Annotated in this window: 15 protein-coding genes; 14 read left to right on the top strand and 1 reads right to left on the bottom strand. The window is 64.2% G+C overall.

Going from position 1 to position 17,838, the window contains the following annotated elements; genetic code table 11:
* Positions 1-2: 2 nt before the first annotated feature.
* The 14 genes from QQL79_RS05280 to QQL79_RS05215 all read left to right on the top strand — a co-directional run bounded on the left by QQL79_RS05280 (position 3) and on the right by QQL79_RS05215 (position 16,705).
* Positions 3-944, top strand: a complete 942-nt coding sequence (locus tag QQL79_RS05280; RefSeq protein ID WP_284388617.1) for a nucleoside hydrolase — start codon at positions 3-5, stop codon at positions 942-944.
* Between the two features lie 24 nt (positions 945-968).
* Positions 969-2,018 carry a BMP family lipoprotein gene (locus QQL79_RS05275; RefSeq protein WP_284388615.1) on the top strand — a complete coding sequence of 350 codons (1,050 nt, stop codon included), beginning with the start codon at positions 969-971 and terminating at the stop codon, positions 2,016-2,018.
* A 61-nt stretch (positions 2,019-2,079) separates the two neighbouring features.
* Positions 2,080-3,624 (top strand): ABC transporter ATP-binding protein, encoded by a 1,545-nt coding sequence (locus tag QQL79_RS05270; protein WP_284388613.1) that lies wholly within the window; start codon positions 2,080-2,082, stop codon positions 3,622-3,624.
* The gene (locus tag QQL79_RS05265) at positions 3,621-4,736 is read left to right on the top strand and encodes an ABC transporter permease (RefSeq protein WP_284388611.1); all 1,116 of its coding nucleotides are present in this window, start codon (positions 3,621-3,623) and stop codon (positions 4,734-4,736) included. Before QQL79_RS05270 ends, QQL79_RS05265 begins: the two co-directional genes overlap by 4 nt.
* Positions 4,733-5,683, top strand: coding sequence for an ABC transporter permease (locus QQL79_RS05260; protein ID WP_284388609.1), 951 nt, complete (start codon positions 4,733-4,735; stop codon positions 5,681-5,683). The genes QQL79_RS05265 and QQL79_RS05260 overlap by 4 nt, the downstream gene beginning before the upstream one ends.
* Positions 5,680-7,032, top strand: coding sequence for a guanine deaminase (guaD, locus tag QQL79_RS05255; RefSeq protein WP_284388607.1), 1,353 nt, complete (start codon positions 5,680-5,682; stop codon positions 7,030-7,032). The genes QQL79_RS05260 and guaD overlap by 4 nt, the downstream gene beginning before the upstream one ends.
* A 128-nt stretch (positions 7,033-7,160) precedes the next feature.
* Positions 7,161-8,201, top strand: a complete 1,041-nt coding sequence (locus QQL79_RS05250) for an ABC transporter substrate-binding protein (RefSeq protein ID WP_284388605.1) — start codon at positions 7,161-7,163, stop codon at positions 8,199-8,201.
* Positions 8,202-8,386: 185 nt separating this feature from the next.
* Complete coding sequence (locus tag QQL79_RS05245) at positions 8,387-9,211, top strand: ABC transporter permease (RefSeq protein WP_284392822.1); 825 nt, start codon at positions 8,387-8,389, stop codon at positions 9,209-9,211.
* Positions 9,211-9,999: an ABC transporter permease gene (locus QQL79_RS05240; protein WP_370461179.1), complete on the top strand. Its 789-nt coding sequence runs from the start codon at positions 9,211-9,213 to the stop codon at positions 9,997-9,999. The genes QQL79_RS05245 and QQL79_RS05240 overlap by 1 nt, the downstream gene beginning before the upstream one ends.
* Before the next feature lie 7 nt (positions 10,000-10,006).
* A complete protein-coding gene (locus tag QQL79_RS05235; RefSeq protein WP_284388603.1) occupies positions 10,007-11,068 on the top strand; it encodes an ABC transporter ATP-binding protein in 1,062 nt (353 codons plus the stop codon).
* 241 nt (positions 11,069-11,309) lie between these two features.
* A complete protein-coding gene (locus QQL79_RS05230) occupies positions 11,310-12,635 on the top strand; it encodes an amidohydrolase family protein (RefSeq protein WP_284388602.1) in 1,326 nt (441 codons plus the stop codon).
* Complete coding sequence (locus tag QQL79_RS05225; protein WP_284388600.1) at positions 12,632-14,014, top strand: M20/M25/M40 family metallo-hydrolase; 1,383 nt, start codon at positions 12,632-12,634, stop codon at positions 14,012-14,014. Before QQL79_RS05230 ends, QQL79_RS05225 begins: the two co-directional genes overlap by 4 nt.
* A gap of 5 nt (positions 14,015-14,019) precedes the next feature.
* On the top strand, positions 14,020-15,819 hold the full coding sequence (locus tag QQL79_RS05220) for an adenine deaminase C-terminal domain-containing protein (protein ID WP_284388598.1): 1,800 nt from the start codon (positions 14,020-14,022) through the stop codon (positions 15,817-15,819).
* The gene (locus QQL79_RS05215; RefSeq protein WP_284388596.1) at positions 15,812-16,705 is read left to right on the top strand and encodes a nucleoside hydrolase; all 894 of its coding nucleotides are present in this window, start codon (positions 15,812-15,814) and stop codon (positions 16,703-16,705) included. Before QQL79_RS05220 ends, QQL79_RS05215 begins: the two co-directional genes overlap by 8 nt.
* Here the strand turns inward: QQL79_RS05215 and QQL79_RS05210 are convergent.
* Positions 16,702-17,829 (bottom strand): M20 aminoacylase family protein, encoded by a 1,128-nt coding sequence (locus QQL79_RS05210; RefSeq protein WP_284392820.1) that lies wholly within the window; start codon positions 17,827-17,829, stop codon positions 16,702-16,704. The genes QQL79_RS05215 and QQL79_RS05210 overlap by 4 nt on opposite strands.
* Between the last annotated feature and the right edge of the window lie 9 nt (positions 17,830-17,838).

Below are 17,838 nucleotides of genomic sequence, written 5' to 3'. Positions count from 1 at the left end.
ATTTGAACAAACTGATTCTTGATACCGACGGTGGCGTTGACGACGCGCAGGCCCTGCTGATGCTCATCGCGGGCGGCCGCACGCCCGACGCCATCACCACTGTATTCGGCAATGTCGGCCTCGATGCCGCCACCCGCAACATTCTCTCTACCCTCGCTATCGCCGGTGCCAATGTGCCCGTGCATATGGGCGCCGACCGCCCCCTGACGCAAAAGATCATCGACGCCAAATATATCCATGGCGAGGACGGCCTGGGCGGTGCCCCGCGCCCGCTCGAAAATGCCAAGCCCGCCAGCGAGGACGCCATCGGCTTCCTGCGCCAGACCTTCCGCGAAGCCGGCGGCAATGGCGAAAAGATCGATTTCCTGATGATCGGCCCGCTGACCAACCTGGCTTTGGCGCTGCGGCTTGAGCCCTCCATCATCAACGGCATCGGCCAGCTCACCATTATGGGCGCCACCGTATATGGCCGCGGCAACACCACCCCGGCCGCCGAGTTCAATATCTATGCCGATCCCGAAGCCGCTTCGGTGGTCTTCTCGGCCGATATCGACATCGTCGTCATCCCGTGGGAGCCCTGCGTCACCCACAATATGAGCGGCGCCGACGTCGACACCGCCTTCGCCAAAGTGGCTGCCGGCCCCGAAAAGGCCTTTTCGGAAGCCCTGGCCGATCACGCCCGCCGCACCAATGCCAGCTATGGCGGCGGCGACGTGTTTCGCTTTGTCGATCCGCTAGCCGCTGCGGTGGTCGTCGATCCCACTATCGTCACCAAGTCGCTGCGCGCCTCCATGGACGTTGCGCTGGCCCCCGGCATCACCCGCGGCATGACCGTGGTCGATCCTTCCGGGCGCCTGGGCACCCCCATGGTGACGCTCGTCGAAGAAGCCAAAATCGATCGCCTGGTCGATCTCTACAAGGCATCCATCGCCTATACCCCCTGACAAACCCGAACTCGGAGTGCGCCCATGTCGTTTCGTTCCCTGACCCGCCGTTCGGCCGGTCTCCTGCTGGCCGCCGGCCTGCTGACGTCAGCAGTTCCGGCCACCCTGCAGGCACAGGAATACACTGCTGAAAATCCGCTCACCGTCGCGCTCGTGCTGCATGGCACGCGCGGCGACAAGAGCTTCCTCGACAGTGCAACGGCCGGCGTGGAGCGCGCAGCCGCCGAATTGCCGGTCGAGATCAAGATCATCGAAGCCGGTTATGATCGCGGCCGCTGGGAGCCGGCTTTGGCCGATGCCACCGACACCGGCTATGACGTCGTCATCGTCGGCACGTTCGACATGACCGGCTTTGTCGCCAAGCTGGCGCCTGAATATCCCGATACCAAGTTCATCATTTTCGACGACAGCCCCGATTTCTCGACAGGCTGCTGCTCGAATGTGCTGGCCCTGCAATATCAGACGTCGGCCGCCGGCTATCTCGCCGGCTATGCCGCCGCCAAGCTCTCCACATCGGGCATTCTGGGCACCATTATCGGCATGGAATTCCCCACCGTCACCGATTTCAAGGTCGGGTTCGACGAAGGCGCCAAGGCCGCCAATCCTGATATCCAGATCCTGAACACCGTCGCCGGCACGTTCAGCGATCCTGCCAAGGGCAAGGAAATGGCGCTGGCCCAGCTCGGCCAGGGAGCCGACGTGATCTTCCCGATTGCCGGCGGCACCGGCATCGGCGCCCTGCAGGCCGTGCGCGATGCCGGCAAACTCGCCGTCGGCGTCGATAGCGACCAGGCCGAAATCTTCGCCGAGACCGATCCGGCCCAGGCCGACGTCATCTTTACCTCGGTGGAAAAGAAGGTCGGCGACTCCCTCTTCCTCGCCCTCCAGCAAACCATTGACGGCACTGCCGCCTATGGCTCGGCCCTCCTGCTGGGCATGCCCGAAGGCGCGGTCGGCATTTCCAAGAACAGCTATTACGAAAAGCTCGTTCCAGCGGAAATCCGCTCCGAGGTCGACGCTCTCGAAGCCAAGATCAATTCCGGCGAACTGGTCCCCGCCACCGACATGAAGTGACAAGCCCGGCGCCGCCCCCCAAAAAGGGCGGCGTCTTTTTTTTCCAACGGGAATGACGTGCATGACCCCGCTGCTGCAAGCTATCGACATCGGCAAGACCTATCCGGGCGGCGTTGTCGCCAATGATGGCGTCAACCTCACCATCAATGCCGGTGAGGTCCATGCTGTGGTCGGCGAAAACGGCGCGGGCAAATCCACCCTGATGAAAATCCTCTTCGGCATCGAGCGCCCCGATCGCGGCACGCTCCTGCTCGATGGCAAGCCCGTCAGCTTCACCAATCCGCGCGAGGCGATCGACGCCGGCATCGGCATGGTGTTTCAGCACTTTTCCCTCGTGCCGTCCTTTTCAGTTTACGAAAACGTCGTGCTGGGCTCCGAGCCCCGCACCGGCGTCCGGTTCGACCGCCAACAGGCGATCGAGGCGGTGCGCGCGCTCTCCGAAAAGTTCCGTCTCTCCGTCGACCCTCTGCCGCCGGTCGGTCAACTCCCTGTCGGCCAGCAGCAGCGCGTTGAGATCCTCAAGGCACTTTATCGGGACGCGCGCATCCTCATTCTCGACGAGCCCACCGCCGTCCTCGCCCCGCAGGAAGTCGAAGAGTTGTTCGTCGCCGTCCGCGCTCTGGTCGAACAAGGCCGCACCGTTATCTTCATCGCCCACAAACTGCCCGAAGTGCTCGAAATCTCCGACCGCATCACCGTCATGCGCGCCGGCAAATCGGTAGGCGAAGTCGCTGCCAGCGAGGTTACCGAAAAAAGCCTCGCCACCATGATGGTGGGCCGCGAAGTCGCCCTGCGCGTCGACCGCGCCGCCAATCAGGGGGCTCTGACCTGCGAGATCAAGGCCCTCAAGGTCACCGGCGAAAACGGCACCACCCTGGTCGATGACCTCAACCTGCGCGTCCATGCCGGCGAAATTGTTGGCTTGGTCGGCGTCGAGGGCAATGGCCAGTCCGAATTGCTCGAAGCCGTCGCGGGCCTGCGCCCCATTGCCGATGGCGTCGCCTATCTGAACGGCAGGAGCCTCACTTCCCTCTCCATCCTGGAGCGCCGCGCCGCCGGCCTGGCCAGCATCCCCGAAGATCGCCTGGCCCGAGGCCTCGCCACTGGCGCCAGCGTCGCCGAAAACCTCGTCGCCACACGGCTCGACGACAAGCGCTATGTCCGCAATGGCCTGCTCGACCTCAAGGCCATCAAGGCCAATGCCGAAACGCTCATCGAGCGCTTCTCCATCCGCGTCGGCGGCCCCGGCGCCGCTGTAGGCACCCTGTCCGGCGGCAATATGCAAAAGGTCGTGGTCGCCCGCGAACTCTCCGAACAGCCCAAGCTCCTGCTCGTCAACCAGCCCACCCGCGGCGTTGATCTGGGCGCCACCCAATTCATCTGGCGCTCCTTGACCGACGCGCGCGATGCCGGCGCCGCCATATTGCTAAGTTCCGCCGATCTGTCCGAACTGCTGGCCCTGGCCGACCGCCTCGTCGTGCTCTATCGCGGCAAGATCGTCGCCGCCTTTGTCAATTCCGACGACCTCACCCCCGAAACCCTGGGCACCTATATGCTGGGCATCGCCACCCAGACCCCGGCCGAAATGCAGGGAGCCCTGCGATGAGCATGACCAGTGAAGCCGTGCTCGGCCGCAAGGCCCGCTGGGCCAATATCCGCCGCGAAACCGGCCGCGCCCTCGCCGCCGCGCTCATCGCTTTGGGCGTCGCCTTCATCATCATCCTGTTCACCTCCAAGGCCCCGCTCGAAGCCTTCAATGTGCTGCTGACCGCCCCCATCTCCCGGCCGCGCACTATCGGTCTGTGGATCGATGACGTCGCCAAGCTGACCATTACGGGCCTCGCCTTCAGCCTGGTCTTCCAGGCCCGCCAATTCTCCATGGGCGTGCAGGGCCAGGTCTATGTCGGAGGCCTCGCCGCCGCCTATGTCGCCCTCTCCCCCATCGGCGCCACCTGGCTGGCCATCCCCGTCGGCGTGCTCTGCGCCATGATTGCGGGCGGCTTTTATGGCTTCATCCCCGGCATCGCCAAGGCCAAGCTGGGCGCCAACGAAATCGTCTCCTCGCTGATGCTCAACTATATCGCCATCGAGCTGTGCAACTACCTGGTCCGCACCCAGCTCGTGCCGCCCGGCAGCGGCGTGCTCACCACCAATGATTTCCCCGCTACCGCCGTCTTCCCCGCGCTGGTCGCCGGCACCCGCATCGATATCGGGCTGATCCTTGCCATCGTGGCCGTGCTTGCTGTCTGGTTCGCGCTCTATCGCACCGCCTGGGGCCTCAAACTGCGACTTGTCGGCCACAATGCCCAATTCGCCGAATATTCCGGCATTCGCTCCACCGTGATCATGGTCTCCGCCATGACCGTCGCCGGCGCGCTGGGGGGCCTGCTCGGCGCCATGTTCGTGCAGGGCCAGTCCTACGGCAAGCTCACCATATTGTTCGAGGGCGGCCTGGCCTTCGAGGGCATCCTGATCGCTATCGTCGCCCGCAGCCGCCCGCTCGCCGTGCCTGTCGTCGCCCTGTTCTATGGCTACCTCCGCCAGGGCGCGCAGCTCATGAATATCCGCACCGACGTCCCCTCCGAAGTCATCGGCGTCGTCACCGCCATCATCATCCTTCTGGTCGCTTCATCCTTCTCCCTGCCCGGCCGCAAATTCTTCGCCCGCCTGTTTGGCCGCGACCCCGCATCCTCCGCCGTCATGGAGGCCGGCAAATGATCGAACTGTTCATGACGGTCTTTTCGGCGACCTTCTTCGTCACCGTCGTCCGCACCTCCACTCCCCTGCTGCTCTCCACCCTGGGCGGCCTGATTGCCGATCTCTCCGGCGCTCTCAACGTGGCCCTCGAAGGCATGATGCTGGTGGGCTGCCTCACCGCCGTCATCGTCTCGGTCTTTGCGCCCTGGTATGTCGCCGTCCTCGCCGCCATCGCCGCCGGCGCCTTGCTCGGCGCGGTCATGGCTTTCTTCCACCTGCGCCTAAAGGCCGACATCATCCTGGTCGGTTTCGCCATCAACATCTTCGCCACAGGCGGCACGGTCTTCGCGCTCACCCTAGCCACCGGCGGCGACAAGGGCACCTCGATCAACCTGCCCTCCAAGGCCATCCCCGCGCTCGACCTCTCCTTCCTGGGTGTCATTCCCGGCATCGGCCATACCCTGGTCCAGTTCCTCTCCGGTCATTCCATCCTCTCCTGGGTCGCTGCCTTCCTGGTCTTTGCCATCTGGTATTTCCTCTACCGCACCCCTTGGGGCCTCTGGCTGCGCGGCGTCGGCGAATACCCCGCCGCCCCCGAAGCGGCCGGCATTCCCGTCAACGCCATCCGCGCCTGGAGCCTTTTGGTCTCGGGTGCTCTTGCCGCTCTCGGCGGCGCCCAACTTGCGATGTTCAACTATGTCGGCTTCACCCGCGACATGACCGCCGGCCGCGGCTTCATCGCGCTCGGCGCCGTCCTGCTCGGCGCCCGCCACCCGGTCGGCGCGCTATTGGCCGCCCTGCTCTTTGGCTTCTTTGAAGCCCTCGCCGTGGTCATGCCGGGCCTGTTCAACTGGATTCCAGCCGAGCTGATCCGCATGATCCCCTTCATCGTCACCGTGCTGGCCCTGGTCCTCTTCAGCTATCGCGCGATGCGCGCCCGTCAACTCCGCACCCTGAGCAAAATATGATCCTGCGCGGCCGCGCCATTCTCGGCACCTTCCTGCACGCCCCACAACAGGGCACACTTGAAGTGCTGGCCGATACATTGATCGAGATCGACGCTACCGGCACCATCACCGCAGTCCTGCAACCCACTGATGCCGGCTACGCCGAAGCCACCGACCGCACCGACGTCCTCCGCCTTCCCCGAGGCCGCTACGTCCTTCCCGGCTTCGTCGACCTCCACATCCACGCGCCCCAATATCCCCAGCTCGGCCAAGCCTTGGACGAGCCGCTCGAAGTCTGGCTGCAAAAATACACCTTCCCGCTCGAAGCCCGTTACGCCGACCTCGATTTCGCCCGCCCGCGCTACACGGCCCTCGTCGAAGACCTGCTCGCCAACGGCACCACCACCGCGCTCTACTTCGCCACCCAGCACACCGAAGCCACCAATCTCCTGGCCGATATCTGCATCGACAAAGGCCAGCGTGCCCTGGTCGGCAAAGTGGTGATGGACGATCCCGCCGCCTGCCCCGATTTCTACCGCGACGCTTCCCCAGAAGCCGCTGTAGCCGGTACCCGCGCCGTCATTGACCATATCCGCACCCACCCCGCCAATACCGATGCCCGCGTGCTCCCCGTCATCACGCCCCGCTTCATTCCGTCCTGCACCGACGAGGCTCTGACGGCTCTCGGCCAACTCGCCGCCGAATGCGATTGCCACGTGCAAACCCATTGCTCGGAAAGCGACTGGGCCCATGGCCACGTCCTGAATCGATATGGCCATACCGACGCGCAAGCCCTTGATAGCTTTGGCCTTCTGACCCGAAAGTCAGTCCTCGCCCATTCCAATTTCCTCACCGACGCCGATATGGACCGGCTCGTCGTCCGCCAATCCGCCGTCGCCCATTGCGCCCTCTCCAATATCTATTTCGCCAATGCCGTCTTCCCCCTGCGCCGCGCTTTGGAAAAACACCTCCATGTCGGTCTGGGCACCGACATATCCGGCGGCCCCAGCGCCTCCATGTTCGAAGCCTGCCGCACCACCGTGCAAGTCTCCCGCCTTTTGCAGGATGGCGTCGACCCAACTTTACCTGCGGCAAATCGCGGCACGCCCGGCTCGGCCATCGACCTCAAGACCGCCTTCCACCTGGCCACCGCCGGCGGCGGCATCGCCCTCGATCTGCCCATCGGCCTCTTTGCCCCCGGCTATCGTTTCGACGCCCTGGTTATCGATACAACAGCCGCATCCGGCTCTATCCGCCTGTTCGGCGAAACCCAGCCCGGCGCCGTCTTCGAGAAAATCCTCTATGGCGCCAGCCGCGCCAATATCGAACAGGTCTGGGTGGATGGGCGCCTGACCGGCCAAACTCACTAAAATCGCGTTAATAAACCGCTTGACTGAGGCCCCGGCCTATTCTTTGTGCTTGCTGGCGGCACGCCACAAAAATAGGCTAATCATCCAGGGGCTGGGCGACAGCCTGCGATGCAAAGGAACATTCAAGAATGCAAAACACCCTCGTCAAAGCCCTGGCGCTGGCGATCTCCGCGACGGCCCTGCTTTCGGCCGCTCCGGCCATGGCCCAGTCCAAGACCCTGACCATTTCCTGGTGGGGTTTTAACGGCGACAAGCTCGAATCCATCATCCTGGCGCCGTTCCGCGAGCAGTGCGACTGCGAGATCGTGTTCGAGACCGGCAATAATGGCGAGCGCCTGAACAAGATTCAGATCCGCAATGGCGCCGGCGTCGACGTTGCCTATTTCTCCGACAGCTATAGCCAGCAGGGCATCGAAGCCGGCCTGTTCCAGAAGATCGATCCCGCCAAGCTGCCGAACCTGGCCGGTCTTTATGACCTCGCCAAGGACCCGCAGGGCGGCTACGGCCCGGCCTATTCCATCGGCCGCGTCGGCGTGGTCTATGACTCTGCCAAGGTCACCACCCCGATCACCTCGTGGAACGACCTGTGGCGCGCTGATCTGGCGTCCTCGCTCTCGCTGCCCGGCATCACCACCACGGCCGGCCCGATGGTCGTGCTCAAGGCCGGCGATCATGCCGGTGTCGATGCCTATGCGGATGCCGATGGCGCCTTCAAGGCCCTCGAAGAGCTCAAGCCCAACGTGGTCAAGAACTACAATACCGGCTCGGAAATGATCAACCTGTTCTCGACTTGCGAAATCTCCGCCGCCATCGCGCAGGATTTCACCCTGGCCCAGATCCAGGCCGCCGTCCCAACCACCGTTTGGGCTGACCTGTCGGAAGGCTCGATCGCCACCCTCAACACCGTCAATATCCCGACCGGTGCCGCCGAGCCCGAACTGGCCTACCAGTTCATCAACTTCATCCTCAGCCCCGAAATCCAGCAGCAGCTGGCCGAACAGGGCGTCGATGCTCCGGTCAACACCGCCGTCAAGCTCGAGCCCGAGCAGGCAGCCCTGTGGACCTATGGCGCCGACGTCATCGCCGGCCTGCAGCGCGTCGACTACACCAAGCTGAATGCCGCCAAGAGCGGCTGGATCGACCGCTGGAACGAATTGTTCGGCATGTAATGTGAAGGCGCGGGGCCTTTCCTTGGTCCCGCGCCAACGCTATTGACCACCAAAACACGATCCAAAACCACAATGTCATTCCCGCGCAGGCGGGAACCTCTGTTTCTTGTACAAGAGTACAGGTCCGCGCAGGAACACATCGTGGTATTTCTAAGCCCCGTGCTTGAGCTGAAAGCTGAATGCCCATGAAACGCTTCGCCGGATGGAGCCTTGCCTCCCCCGCGACGCTTGCCGTCGTCATCTTCCTGGTGCTGCCGGTCCTTGCGACCATCATCACCACCTTCCTCACCCCGGCGGGCCCGCTCGCGCCCTATCTCGGCTTTTTCGGCAGCGGCTTCCGGCGCACCGTCCTCTGGCGCACCATCCAGATTTCGCTGATCACCACTGTGATCGCGCTCTTTGTCGGCTTCATCACCGCCTATGTCGTGTCGCGCTCGCCCGGCTGGCTCAAGTCCATCCTGATCATCGCCGCGGTCTTCCCCCTGCTGACCGGCGTTGTCGTCCGCTCCTTCGCCTGGATGATCATTCTGGGCAAAAACGGCATTCTCAACGGCGCACTTGTCGGCTCCGGCATCATCGCCGAGCCCATGACCATGCTCTACACGCAGGGTGCCGTCATCGTCGCCATGGTCTATCTCTTTGTGCCGCTCATGGTGCTCACCCTGGTCGGCGTGCTCGAATCCATCCCCGATGATCTGATCCAGGCCTCCGCCTCGCTGGGCGCCAAGCCCATGGCCACCTTCACCCAGGTCATCCTGCCGCTCGCCGTTCCCGGCCTCATCGTCGGTGCCGTGCTGGTCTTTACCGGCAGCTTCACCGCTTATGCCACGCCCCAACTGCTGGGCGGAGAAAGCCAGATGGTCATGGGCACGCTGATGTATCAGCAGGCCATGGTCACCTTCGATTGGGTTTCGGCCTCCACCATCGCCGCCATCATGGTCGTCATCACCATAGCCATCGTGCTGCTGATGACCCGTATGGCCAAGCGCCTCAACCCCATGGCCATCTGATGACCACAAAACTCCACCCGGCCCTGATCGCCTTCACCGCCTTGGTCTTCGTGTTCCTGATCGGCCCGCTGATCATCGTGGTCGGCGCCGCCCTTAGCGACACGACCTATCTCACCTTCCCGCCGCAGGGCCTCTCCCTGCGCTGGTTCGAGAATATCTTTGAAATCTCGGCCTTCCGCCGCACGATCATCACCAGCCTGCAGATCGCGTTCCTCTCGACCTTCATTGCCCTCTTGATCGGCATCCCGGCCGCCTACGCCCTCAACCGCTACCGCATCCAGCTCCCCGGCTGGCTCTCGACGCTGTTCGTGCTGCCCATTCTGGTGCCCGAACTGGTGCTGGGCTTCTCCCTGCTCAAAAACGTCGCCGTGCAGTTCAACGCGCCCATCTACCTCTCCCTGGTCGTCGGCCATTCCCTGCTCGTGCTGCCCTATGTTGTCCGCGTCATCAGCGCTTCGCTCGCCAGCTTCGATTTCTCCATCGAGGAAGCCGCGATCAGCCTGGGTTCGCCCCCGCTCAAAACCTTCTTCACCATCCTTTTGCCCAATGTGCGCTCCGGCGTCATCGCGGCCTTCATCCTGTCGTTCATCACCTCGATCAACGACGTGTCGATCTCGATCTTCCTGACGGGCCCCGGCATCTCCACCCTCCCCATCCAGATTCTCGCCCATATGGAGCAGTTCTTCGATCCGACCGTCGCGTCGGTCTCGGTGCTGCTCATGGCGCTTACCGTGGCCGTCATGGCCATTGTCGAGCGCACCCTGGGCCTGACCTTCCTTGCCAAGTGAGCCAACCGTGACCCAAAACCTCTCCATCCAGAACATCACGGCGCATTACGGCTCCACCAAAGTCCTCGAAGACCTGTCGCTGGAAATTGCCGAAGGCGAACTCGTCTCCCTGCTCGGCGCCTCCGGCTGCGGCAAGACCACGACCCTGCGCCTTGTCGCCGGCTTCCTCGAACCCACATCCGGCAAGATCGAGCTGGGCGGCAAGGATCTGACCCGCCTGCCTGCCCACCAGCGCAATATTGGTCTGGTCTTCCAGAACTACGCGCTGTTCCCGCACCTGTCGGTGGCCGAAAACGTCGCCTTCGGCCTCAAGCAGCGCGGCGTTTCCGGCGACGCCAAGACCAAGCGCGTCACTGCCATGCTCGAACGCGTTGGGCTCGCTCACCTGGCTGAACGCCTGCCCGGCGCGCTATCTGGCGGCCAGAAGCAGCGCGTTGCCCTCGCCCGTGCGCTTGTCATCGAGCCGCCTCTCCTCATGTTCGATGAGCCCCTCTCCAATCTCGACGCCAAGCTGCGGGTCGATATGCGGGTGGAAATCCGCAAGCTGCAGCAGGCCAATGGCACCACCTCGGTCTATGTCACCCACGATCAGGAAGAAGCCTTCTCGATCTCGGACCGCGTCGCCATCATGCATGCCGGCCGCGTCATGCAGCTCGACACGCCCGAAGTGCTCTACCAGCGCCCCGCCAACGCCTTCGTCGCCCGCTTTGTCGGCTTCGAAAACCTGCTGCCAATGAGTGTGGTTGCCCGCGACGGCGCCAAGATCAACGCCCAAATGGCCGGCGGCGCTCAGCTCACCCTGAGCCAGGACGATTTCGGCCCCATCCCCGACAGCTTCATCCTGGCCTGCCGCGCCGATGGCCTCTCGGTCACCACCGGCACCGAAGGCATCCCCACGACGCTGGGCCTGCGCACGTATCTCGGCCGCGCCTACCAATATCAATGCGACACCCCGGCCGGCCATTTGGTCGCCAACGGCCCCCTGACCCGCCCGCTCGAAACCGGCGCCACAGCGAAGCTGGTGCCGGTCGCGGAGCAATGCACGATCCTGGCCCCGGAACCGGCGTGATGCAAATAGACCTCATAGTGAGCCCCCCGAGCTTTAGTCGAAGGGCAAACTGCAAGGTCGTGGCGCTATCCTGCCACACAACGACCACCCCCACCCCAACCCTCCCCTCAAGGGGGAGGGAGGCCTCTCAATCATCGCGATCTAAAGCTCACAGCATTTGCGGCTCTATCGTCCCCTCCCCCTTGAGGGGAGGGCTAGGGTGGGGGTCGCTTCGCTTTACGCACGCATTACGGCCAACCCCATGACCACAATCCTAACCAACGCCTGGCTCCTCACCCTTGACGACGCCCTTACCGAGCACCGCCCCGGCTGGCTGCAGATCGACGGCGACACCATCACCGCCCTCGGCTCCGGCACCCCGCCCACAGTGGAAAACGCCGAAATCATCGACTGCAACGGCGATATCGTCATGCCCGGCATGGTCAACGCCCATTGCCACATGGGCATGTCCGTCTTCCGGGGCCTGGGCGAAGACGTTGATGACCGTCTCTATCGCTACATCCTCCCGCTCGAGCGCAAATTCGTCACCCCCGAAATGGTCCGCGCCGGCTCGGCCCTCTCGGCGCTCGAAATGATCCAGGGCGGCGTCACCACCATCGCCGACATGTATTATTTCGAAACCGAAGTCGGCCGCGTCGCCGCCCAATCGGGCCTGCGCGCCATTGTCGGCCAGACGCTGGCGGATTTCGACCCGCCCGACCATAAGGACTTCGACCAAGGCTTCGCCCGCGTCGAGGAACTGGTCGATGAATTTGCCGGCCACGCTCTGGTCACCCCCTCCATCGCCCCCCACGCCCCCTATTCCACGGGCCTGAAGGTCATGGAGCGCGTCGCCCGCTGGTCCGCCGACCACCCCGGCGTGCCCGTCCAGATGCATCTGGCCGAAAGCACGCTGGAAGTCGCCTGGGCCCGCGATAACCACAACCAGTCCACCGTCGCCGTCACCCGCGACGCGGGCCTACTCAAGCCCAACCTCATCTGCGCCCATTGCCTGCAACTGGACGACGCCGATATCACCATGATGTCCGAAGCCCAGGTCTGCGCCGTCACCAATCCGCGCTCCAATGGCAAGGCCGGCCGCGGCATCGCCCCGGTCGAAAAGCTGCGCAATGCCGGCATTCCCACCGGAATCGGCAGCGACGGCGCCATGAGCGGCAATACGCTGGACCTGTTCAGCCAGTTCGCCCCCGTTTCGATGTTCGCCAAACTGCTCGGCGGTTCCCGCAAACCCTTGCCCGCCCTCGACGTGGTCCGCATGGCCACCATCGAAGGCGCCCGCGCGCTGAGCCTCAATCTCAAAACCGGCTCGCTCGAAACCGGCAAACAGGCCGACCTGATCCGCATCAGCCTCGCCGCCCCGCGCTTGCATCCGATTTACGACGCCTATTCCATGCTGGTTTTCGCCGCCATGCCAAGTGACGTCACCGACACTTTGGTCGCCGGCCGCTGGCTGATGCGCGACCGGCAGGTGCAGACGCTCGATCCCCACAAGACCCTGCGCGACGCCATGCAGATCGCCACCGAATTCAAGGCCGAAATGACCCGCATCGACGAGGCTGCCCGATGACCGAACTCACCGCCATTCTCGACGCCGTCGATGCCAATCTCGACGACAGCCTCGCCCGCCTCTTCGAGCTGATCCGTATCCCCTCGGTCTCGACCGAACCGCATTACAAGGACGATTGCCGCCGCGCGGCCGAATGGCTCGCGAGCGAACTGGCCGATATCGGCTTTGACGCCTCCGTCCGCGACACGGCGGGCCATCCCATGGTCGTCGGCCACGGCCCCAAAATCGCCGGCCCCCATGTGCTGTTCTACGGCCATTACGACGTCCAGCCCGTCGATCCTCTCGCCCTCTGGACCACGCCCCCCTTCGAGCCCTCCCTGGCCCCGCAGCCGGATGGCGAAACCTTCATCCTGGGCCGCGGCGCCTCCGACGATAAAGGCCAATTGCTGACCTTCATCGAGGCCTGCCGCGCCTACAAAGAAGTAACCGGCACGCTACCGATCCGTATTTCCATGCTGTTCGAAGGCGAGGAAGAAGCCGGCAGTCCCTCGCTCGGGCCATTCCTCGAAGCCAATGCCGAAGACCTCAAGGCCGACACGATCCTGGTCTGCGACACTGACATGTGGGACCACGACACCCCCGCCATCACCACCATGTGGCGCGGCTTTGTCAGCGAGCAATTCACCATCACTGCCGGCGATCGGGACCTGCATTCCGGCATGTTCGGCAGCGCCGCCCGCAATGCAGCCCAGCTGATCGGCACCATTATCGGCAAGCTGCGCAGCGACGACGGCGCCGTCGCCATCCCCGGCTTCTACGATGGCGTAGAGGATGTTCCCGCGGCCATTCTTGACCAGTGGAACCGCCTCCCCTTCGACGCCGAAAAATTCCTCGCCGATGTCGGCCTGTCCGTCCCCGCCGGCGAAACCGGCCGCTCAGTGCTCGAACAGGTCTGGGCCCGCCCCACCTGCGAAATCAATGGCGTGTGGAGCGGCTATACCGGCGATGGCTTCAAAACCGTCATCCCCGCCCAGGCCAGCGCCAAGCTCAGCTTCCGCCTCGTCGCGGGCCAGGACCCCGACCGCATCCGCGCCCTGTTCCGCCAATTCGTAACCGATCTGCTACCGGCCGATTGCAGCGTCACCTTCAAGGCCTATGCCGCCGCGCCCGCCCAGATCATGGACCTCGATGGTCCCCTGCTCACCAAGGCCCGCGCCGCCCTTACCGCCGAATGGAACCGCGAAACGGCCCTCGCCGGCACGGGCGGCTCCATCCCCATTCTGGGCGAGTTCAAGAAACGCCTCGGCATGGATTCCATGCTGATCGGCTTCGCCCGCTTCGACAACCGCATCCACTCGCCCAACGAAAAATACGACCTCTCCAGCTTCCACAAAGGCATCCGCTCCTGGGTGCGCATCCTCCACGCCTTCAAGGAGTAGACCATATGGCCCTCACCCGCTTTTCCGTCGCCCCGCTCTGGCAGCAGACCCAAGCCCTCGCCGCCGTCGCCGCGGGCCGCGCCCCCCCCGATGTGGTCATCACCGGCGCCCGCATGCTCTCGACCTATTCCGAGCGCATCGCCAATGATAAGGAAATCTGGCTGGTCGGCGGCCGCATCGCCGCCATCCACCCCGCCGGCACCTATAAAAAGGCCCCCGCGCCCAAAGCCGTCTACGACGCCAGGGGCGGTATTATCGCACCGGGCCTGGTCGATCCACACATCCACATCGAAAGCTCGATGGTCACCGCCTGCGCCTATGCCGAAGCCGCCCTCCTCAATGGCACCACGACCATTTTCTGCGACAGCCACGAGATCGGCAATGTCATGGACGTGGCGGGCGTTGAAGCCATGCTCGAAGACGCGCGCCTTGCCCCGCTCTCGATCTTCCTGACCGTTCCCTCCACCGTGCCCGCCACTTCCCCGGAGCTGGAAACCGCCGGCGGCGACCTCACCCCCGAGAAAATTGGCGCACTGTTCGACAAATGGCCCGAGGCTATGGCGCTGGGCGAAAAAATGGATTTCGTCCCCGTCGCCATGGGCGATCCGCGCAGCCACGCCATCATCGCGGAATCCCTCAAGCGAAACCGCCCGGTTTCCGGTCACATCTATGGCCGCGATTTCGTCGCCCCCTATGCCGCCTCTGGCGTCACCGACACGCATGAAGCCATCGACCGCGATATCTCCAATGATTTCATCGACGCCGGCATCTGGGTCTTTCTGCGCGGCGGCAATCCGGCCACCCCCTGGAATTCCATCGTCGAAGCCATCAAGCCCATCACCGAGCAGGGCGCCAGCCACAAGCGCTTCGCTGTCTGCACCGATGATCGCGACGCTGATGACCTGCTCACCTTCGGCCTCGATTGGGTCGTCCGCGAAGCCATTCGCCTCGGCATGAAGCCCGAACAGGCCTGGGCCATGGGCTCGCTGCATGGCGCCACCCGCTTTGGCCTGGGCGACGACATCGGTGGCCTCGGCGGCGGCCGCCGCGCCGATCTGGTCCTGCTGGGCGACGACATGAAGCCGGTCAGCACCTGGTATGGCGGCGAATTGGTCGTCGACCAGCGCAAGGTCATGCCCGTGCTGGAGCAAACCCTCAACCAGCGCTACCGCTACCCCGAGGCGGCCTACAATACCGTCCATCTGCCCAAGGGCCTCAAGCTCACCCCCGAGCTGCCGACCGCCCCGGTCACCGCCAATGCCATCGGCATCGAGCTGCCCGGCATCGTCCTGCCCCACCGCAAGGTGGCCATCGAGCCGGCCAATGATTGGGCCAGTATTCTCGACAAGCACAATCTGAGCTTCGTCACCGTCGTCGAGCGCCACGGCAAATCCAAGGGCGGCATCGCCCATGGCCTGCTGCAGGATTTCGGCCTCAAAAACGGCGCCGTCGGCTCCAGCGTCGGCCACGACAGCCACAATATCCTGCTCGCCGGCACCAACGAAGCCGATATGCAACTGGCCCTCGACACCATCGAAGCGGCCAAGGGCGGCATCGTCGTGGTGCAGGATGGCAAGGTCACCGCCTTTGTCGGCCTGCCTGTCGCGGGCCTGATCTCCGACAAGCGCGTCCACGAGGTCGCCGCCGAAAATCGCGCCCTCAAAACCGCCTGGGAAGCCGCCGGCTGCACCATCCCCTATATGGGCTTCAACCTCATCCCCCTCTCGGTGATCCCGGAAATCCGCATCACCGACAAAGGCCTGGTCAAAGTTCCCGAAATGACCTTGCAGCCGCTTTATGACTAATCGCCGCATCATCATCGACACCGATCCCGGCCTCGACGACGCCCTGGCCATCCTCCACGCCCTCAATTGCGGGCGTTTCGAGGTGCTGGGGCTCACCACCATGGCCGGAAATATCGGCATCGACAACACCACGCGCAATGCCGGGCGCCTGCTGGCCGCCATGGGCCGCAGCGACATCCCGGTCATCACCGGCGCTGCAAAACCACTTGCGCGCGGGATGATCGACATTTCCGACATCCACGGTAGCGACGGCCTGCACGGCCTCGCTTTGCCAGAGCCCCAAGCCACGCCGCCGTCCGACGCCGTCGTCTGGATGGCCGACCTGCTTCTGGCCGAACCCGCTAGCAGCGTCGATATCTTCGCCCTCGGCCCCCTGACCAACATCGCCGGTTTGATCACCCAGCATCCCGAAGCCGCCGCCCGCATCGGCCAGATCATCGCCATGGGTGGCGCGGTGGACGAGCCGGGCAATATCGGCCCCCGCTCCGAATTCAACTTCGCTACCGATCCCGAAGCCGCTGATATCGTCCTCCGCGCGAGCCTCGACCTGACGCTGGTCCCCCTCGACGTTACCCGCAAAGTCCGCGCCGACACCGCCTATATGACGGCCCTGCGCGGCACCAAGCCCGGCGACATCGCCGCTGATATCATCGCCCTCTATTTCGGCACCGGCCGCGAAAGCCGCCCCCTGCACGACCCCTGCGTCATGCTGTTGGCGCTCGAACCGAGCCTGTTCGATATCGAGCCCCGCCACCTGTCCGTCGATCTCACGGACGACCCCGGCGCCCTCAGCCCCGCCCAAGATCAACCCGCCACAAAGGTCGCCCTGCGCGTCAATGCCAAGGGCGTGCTGGACCTGCTGGCAGAGGGCCTGACGCGCACTTAGCGCAACTCCTGCTCCACCAGCGCCGTCCAATACCGCGCGCCCGTCACAATCGCGTCGTCATTGAAATCATACCGCGAATTGTGGTGCAGCGCTCCGTCCACCGCCGGCCCATTGCCCAGCCAGACATAGGCCCCCGGCACAACCGATCCGAAAAACGCGAAGTCATCGCCCGCAGTCGACGGCGGAAAATCGGTAACCACCGCCTTACCGGACGCAGCCCGCGCCGCCGCCAGCGCCCGCCGCGTCGCATCGACATCATTCACCACTGGCGGTATCCGGCGCAAAAACTCATATTCCACCTCGATCCCGAACGTCGCGGCCACGCCACGCGCCAGCCTGCCAATTTCGTCTTCCAACTGGTCCCGCACATCCGCCGAATAGGCCCGCGCCGTGCCCCCGATCCGCACCTCATCAGGAATGACATTGAGCGCCTTGAAATCCCCAGCGCTGACCGCGCAGGCACTCACCACCGCCGGCTGCAATGGATCGACCCGCCGCGCCACAATCGTATGCAGCGCCAGCAGAAACTGCCCCGCCGCCGTCACCGCATCGCGCCCCAGATGCGGCTTGGCGCCATGCGTACCGATGCCGCGAAACACCACTTCCCAGCTATCCGACGAGGCCAGTTGCGGCCCCGCCACCACCGCCATTTCGTCCGTCGCCAGCCCCGGCATATTGTGCAGCCCATAGGCCGCATCCACCGGGAACAGCTCGAAAAATCCCTCATCGATCATAGCCTTGGCCCCGCCGCGCCCTTCCTCGGCCGGCTGGAACACGAAATGCACAGTCCCCGAAAAATTCCGCGTCCGCGCCAGATGCCTGGCCGCCGCCAACAGCATCACCGTATGCCCGTCATGCCCACAGGCATGCATCGTATTGGGCACTGTCGAGCCATACTCCCGCTCCGCAAGTTCGGGCATGGCTAGCGCGTCCATATCCGCCCGCAGCGCAATCCGCCGCGTCCCATTCCCCACCTTGAGCGTGCCCACCACGCCTGTCTTGCCCAGCCCACGATGCACCGCAATCCCCGCCTGCTCCAACTGCTCGGCCACAATGGCGCTGGTGCGCACTTCCTCAAAGCCGAGTTCGGGATGGGCATGCAGATCGCGCCGCAGCGCAATCATGGCGTCGAG

Origin of the sequence: Devosia yakushimensis (genome assembly GCF_030159855.1) — a bacterium.
Lineage (GTDB): Bacteria > Pseudomonadota > Alphaproteobacteria > Rhizobiales > Devosiaceae > Devosia > Devosia yakushimensis.
Note: the sequence above shows the minus strand (reverse complement) of the source record. Positions and strands in the feature narration are given on the sequence as shown.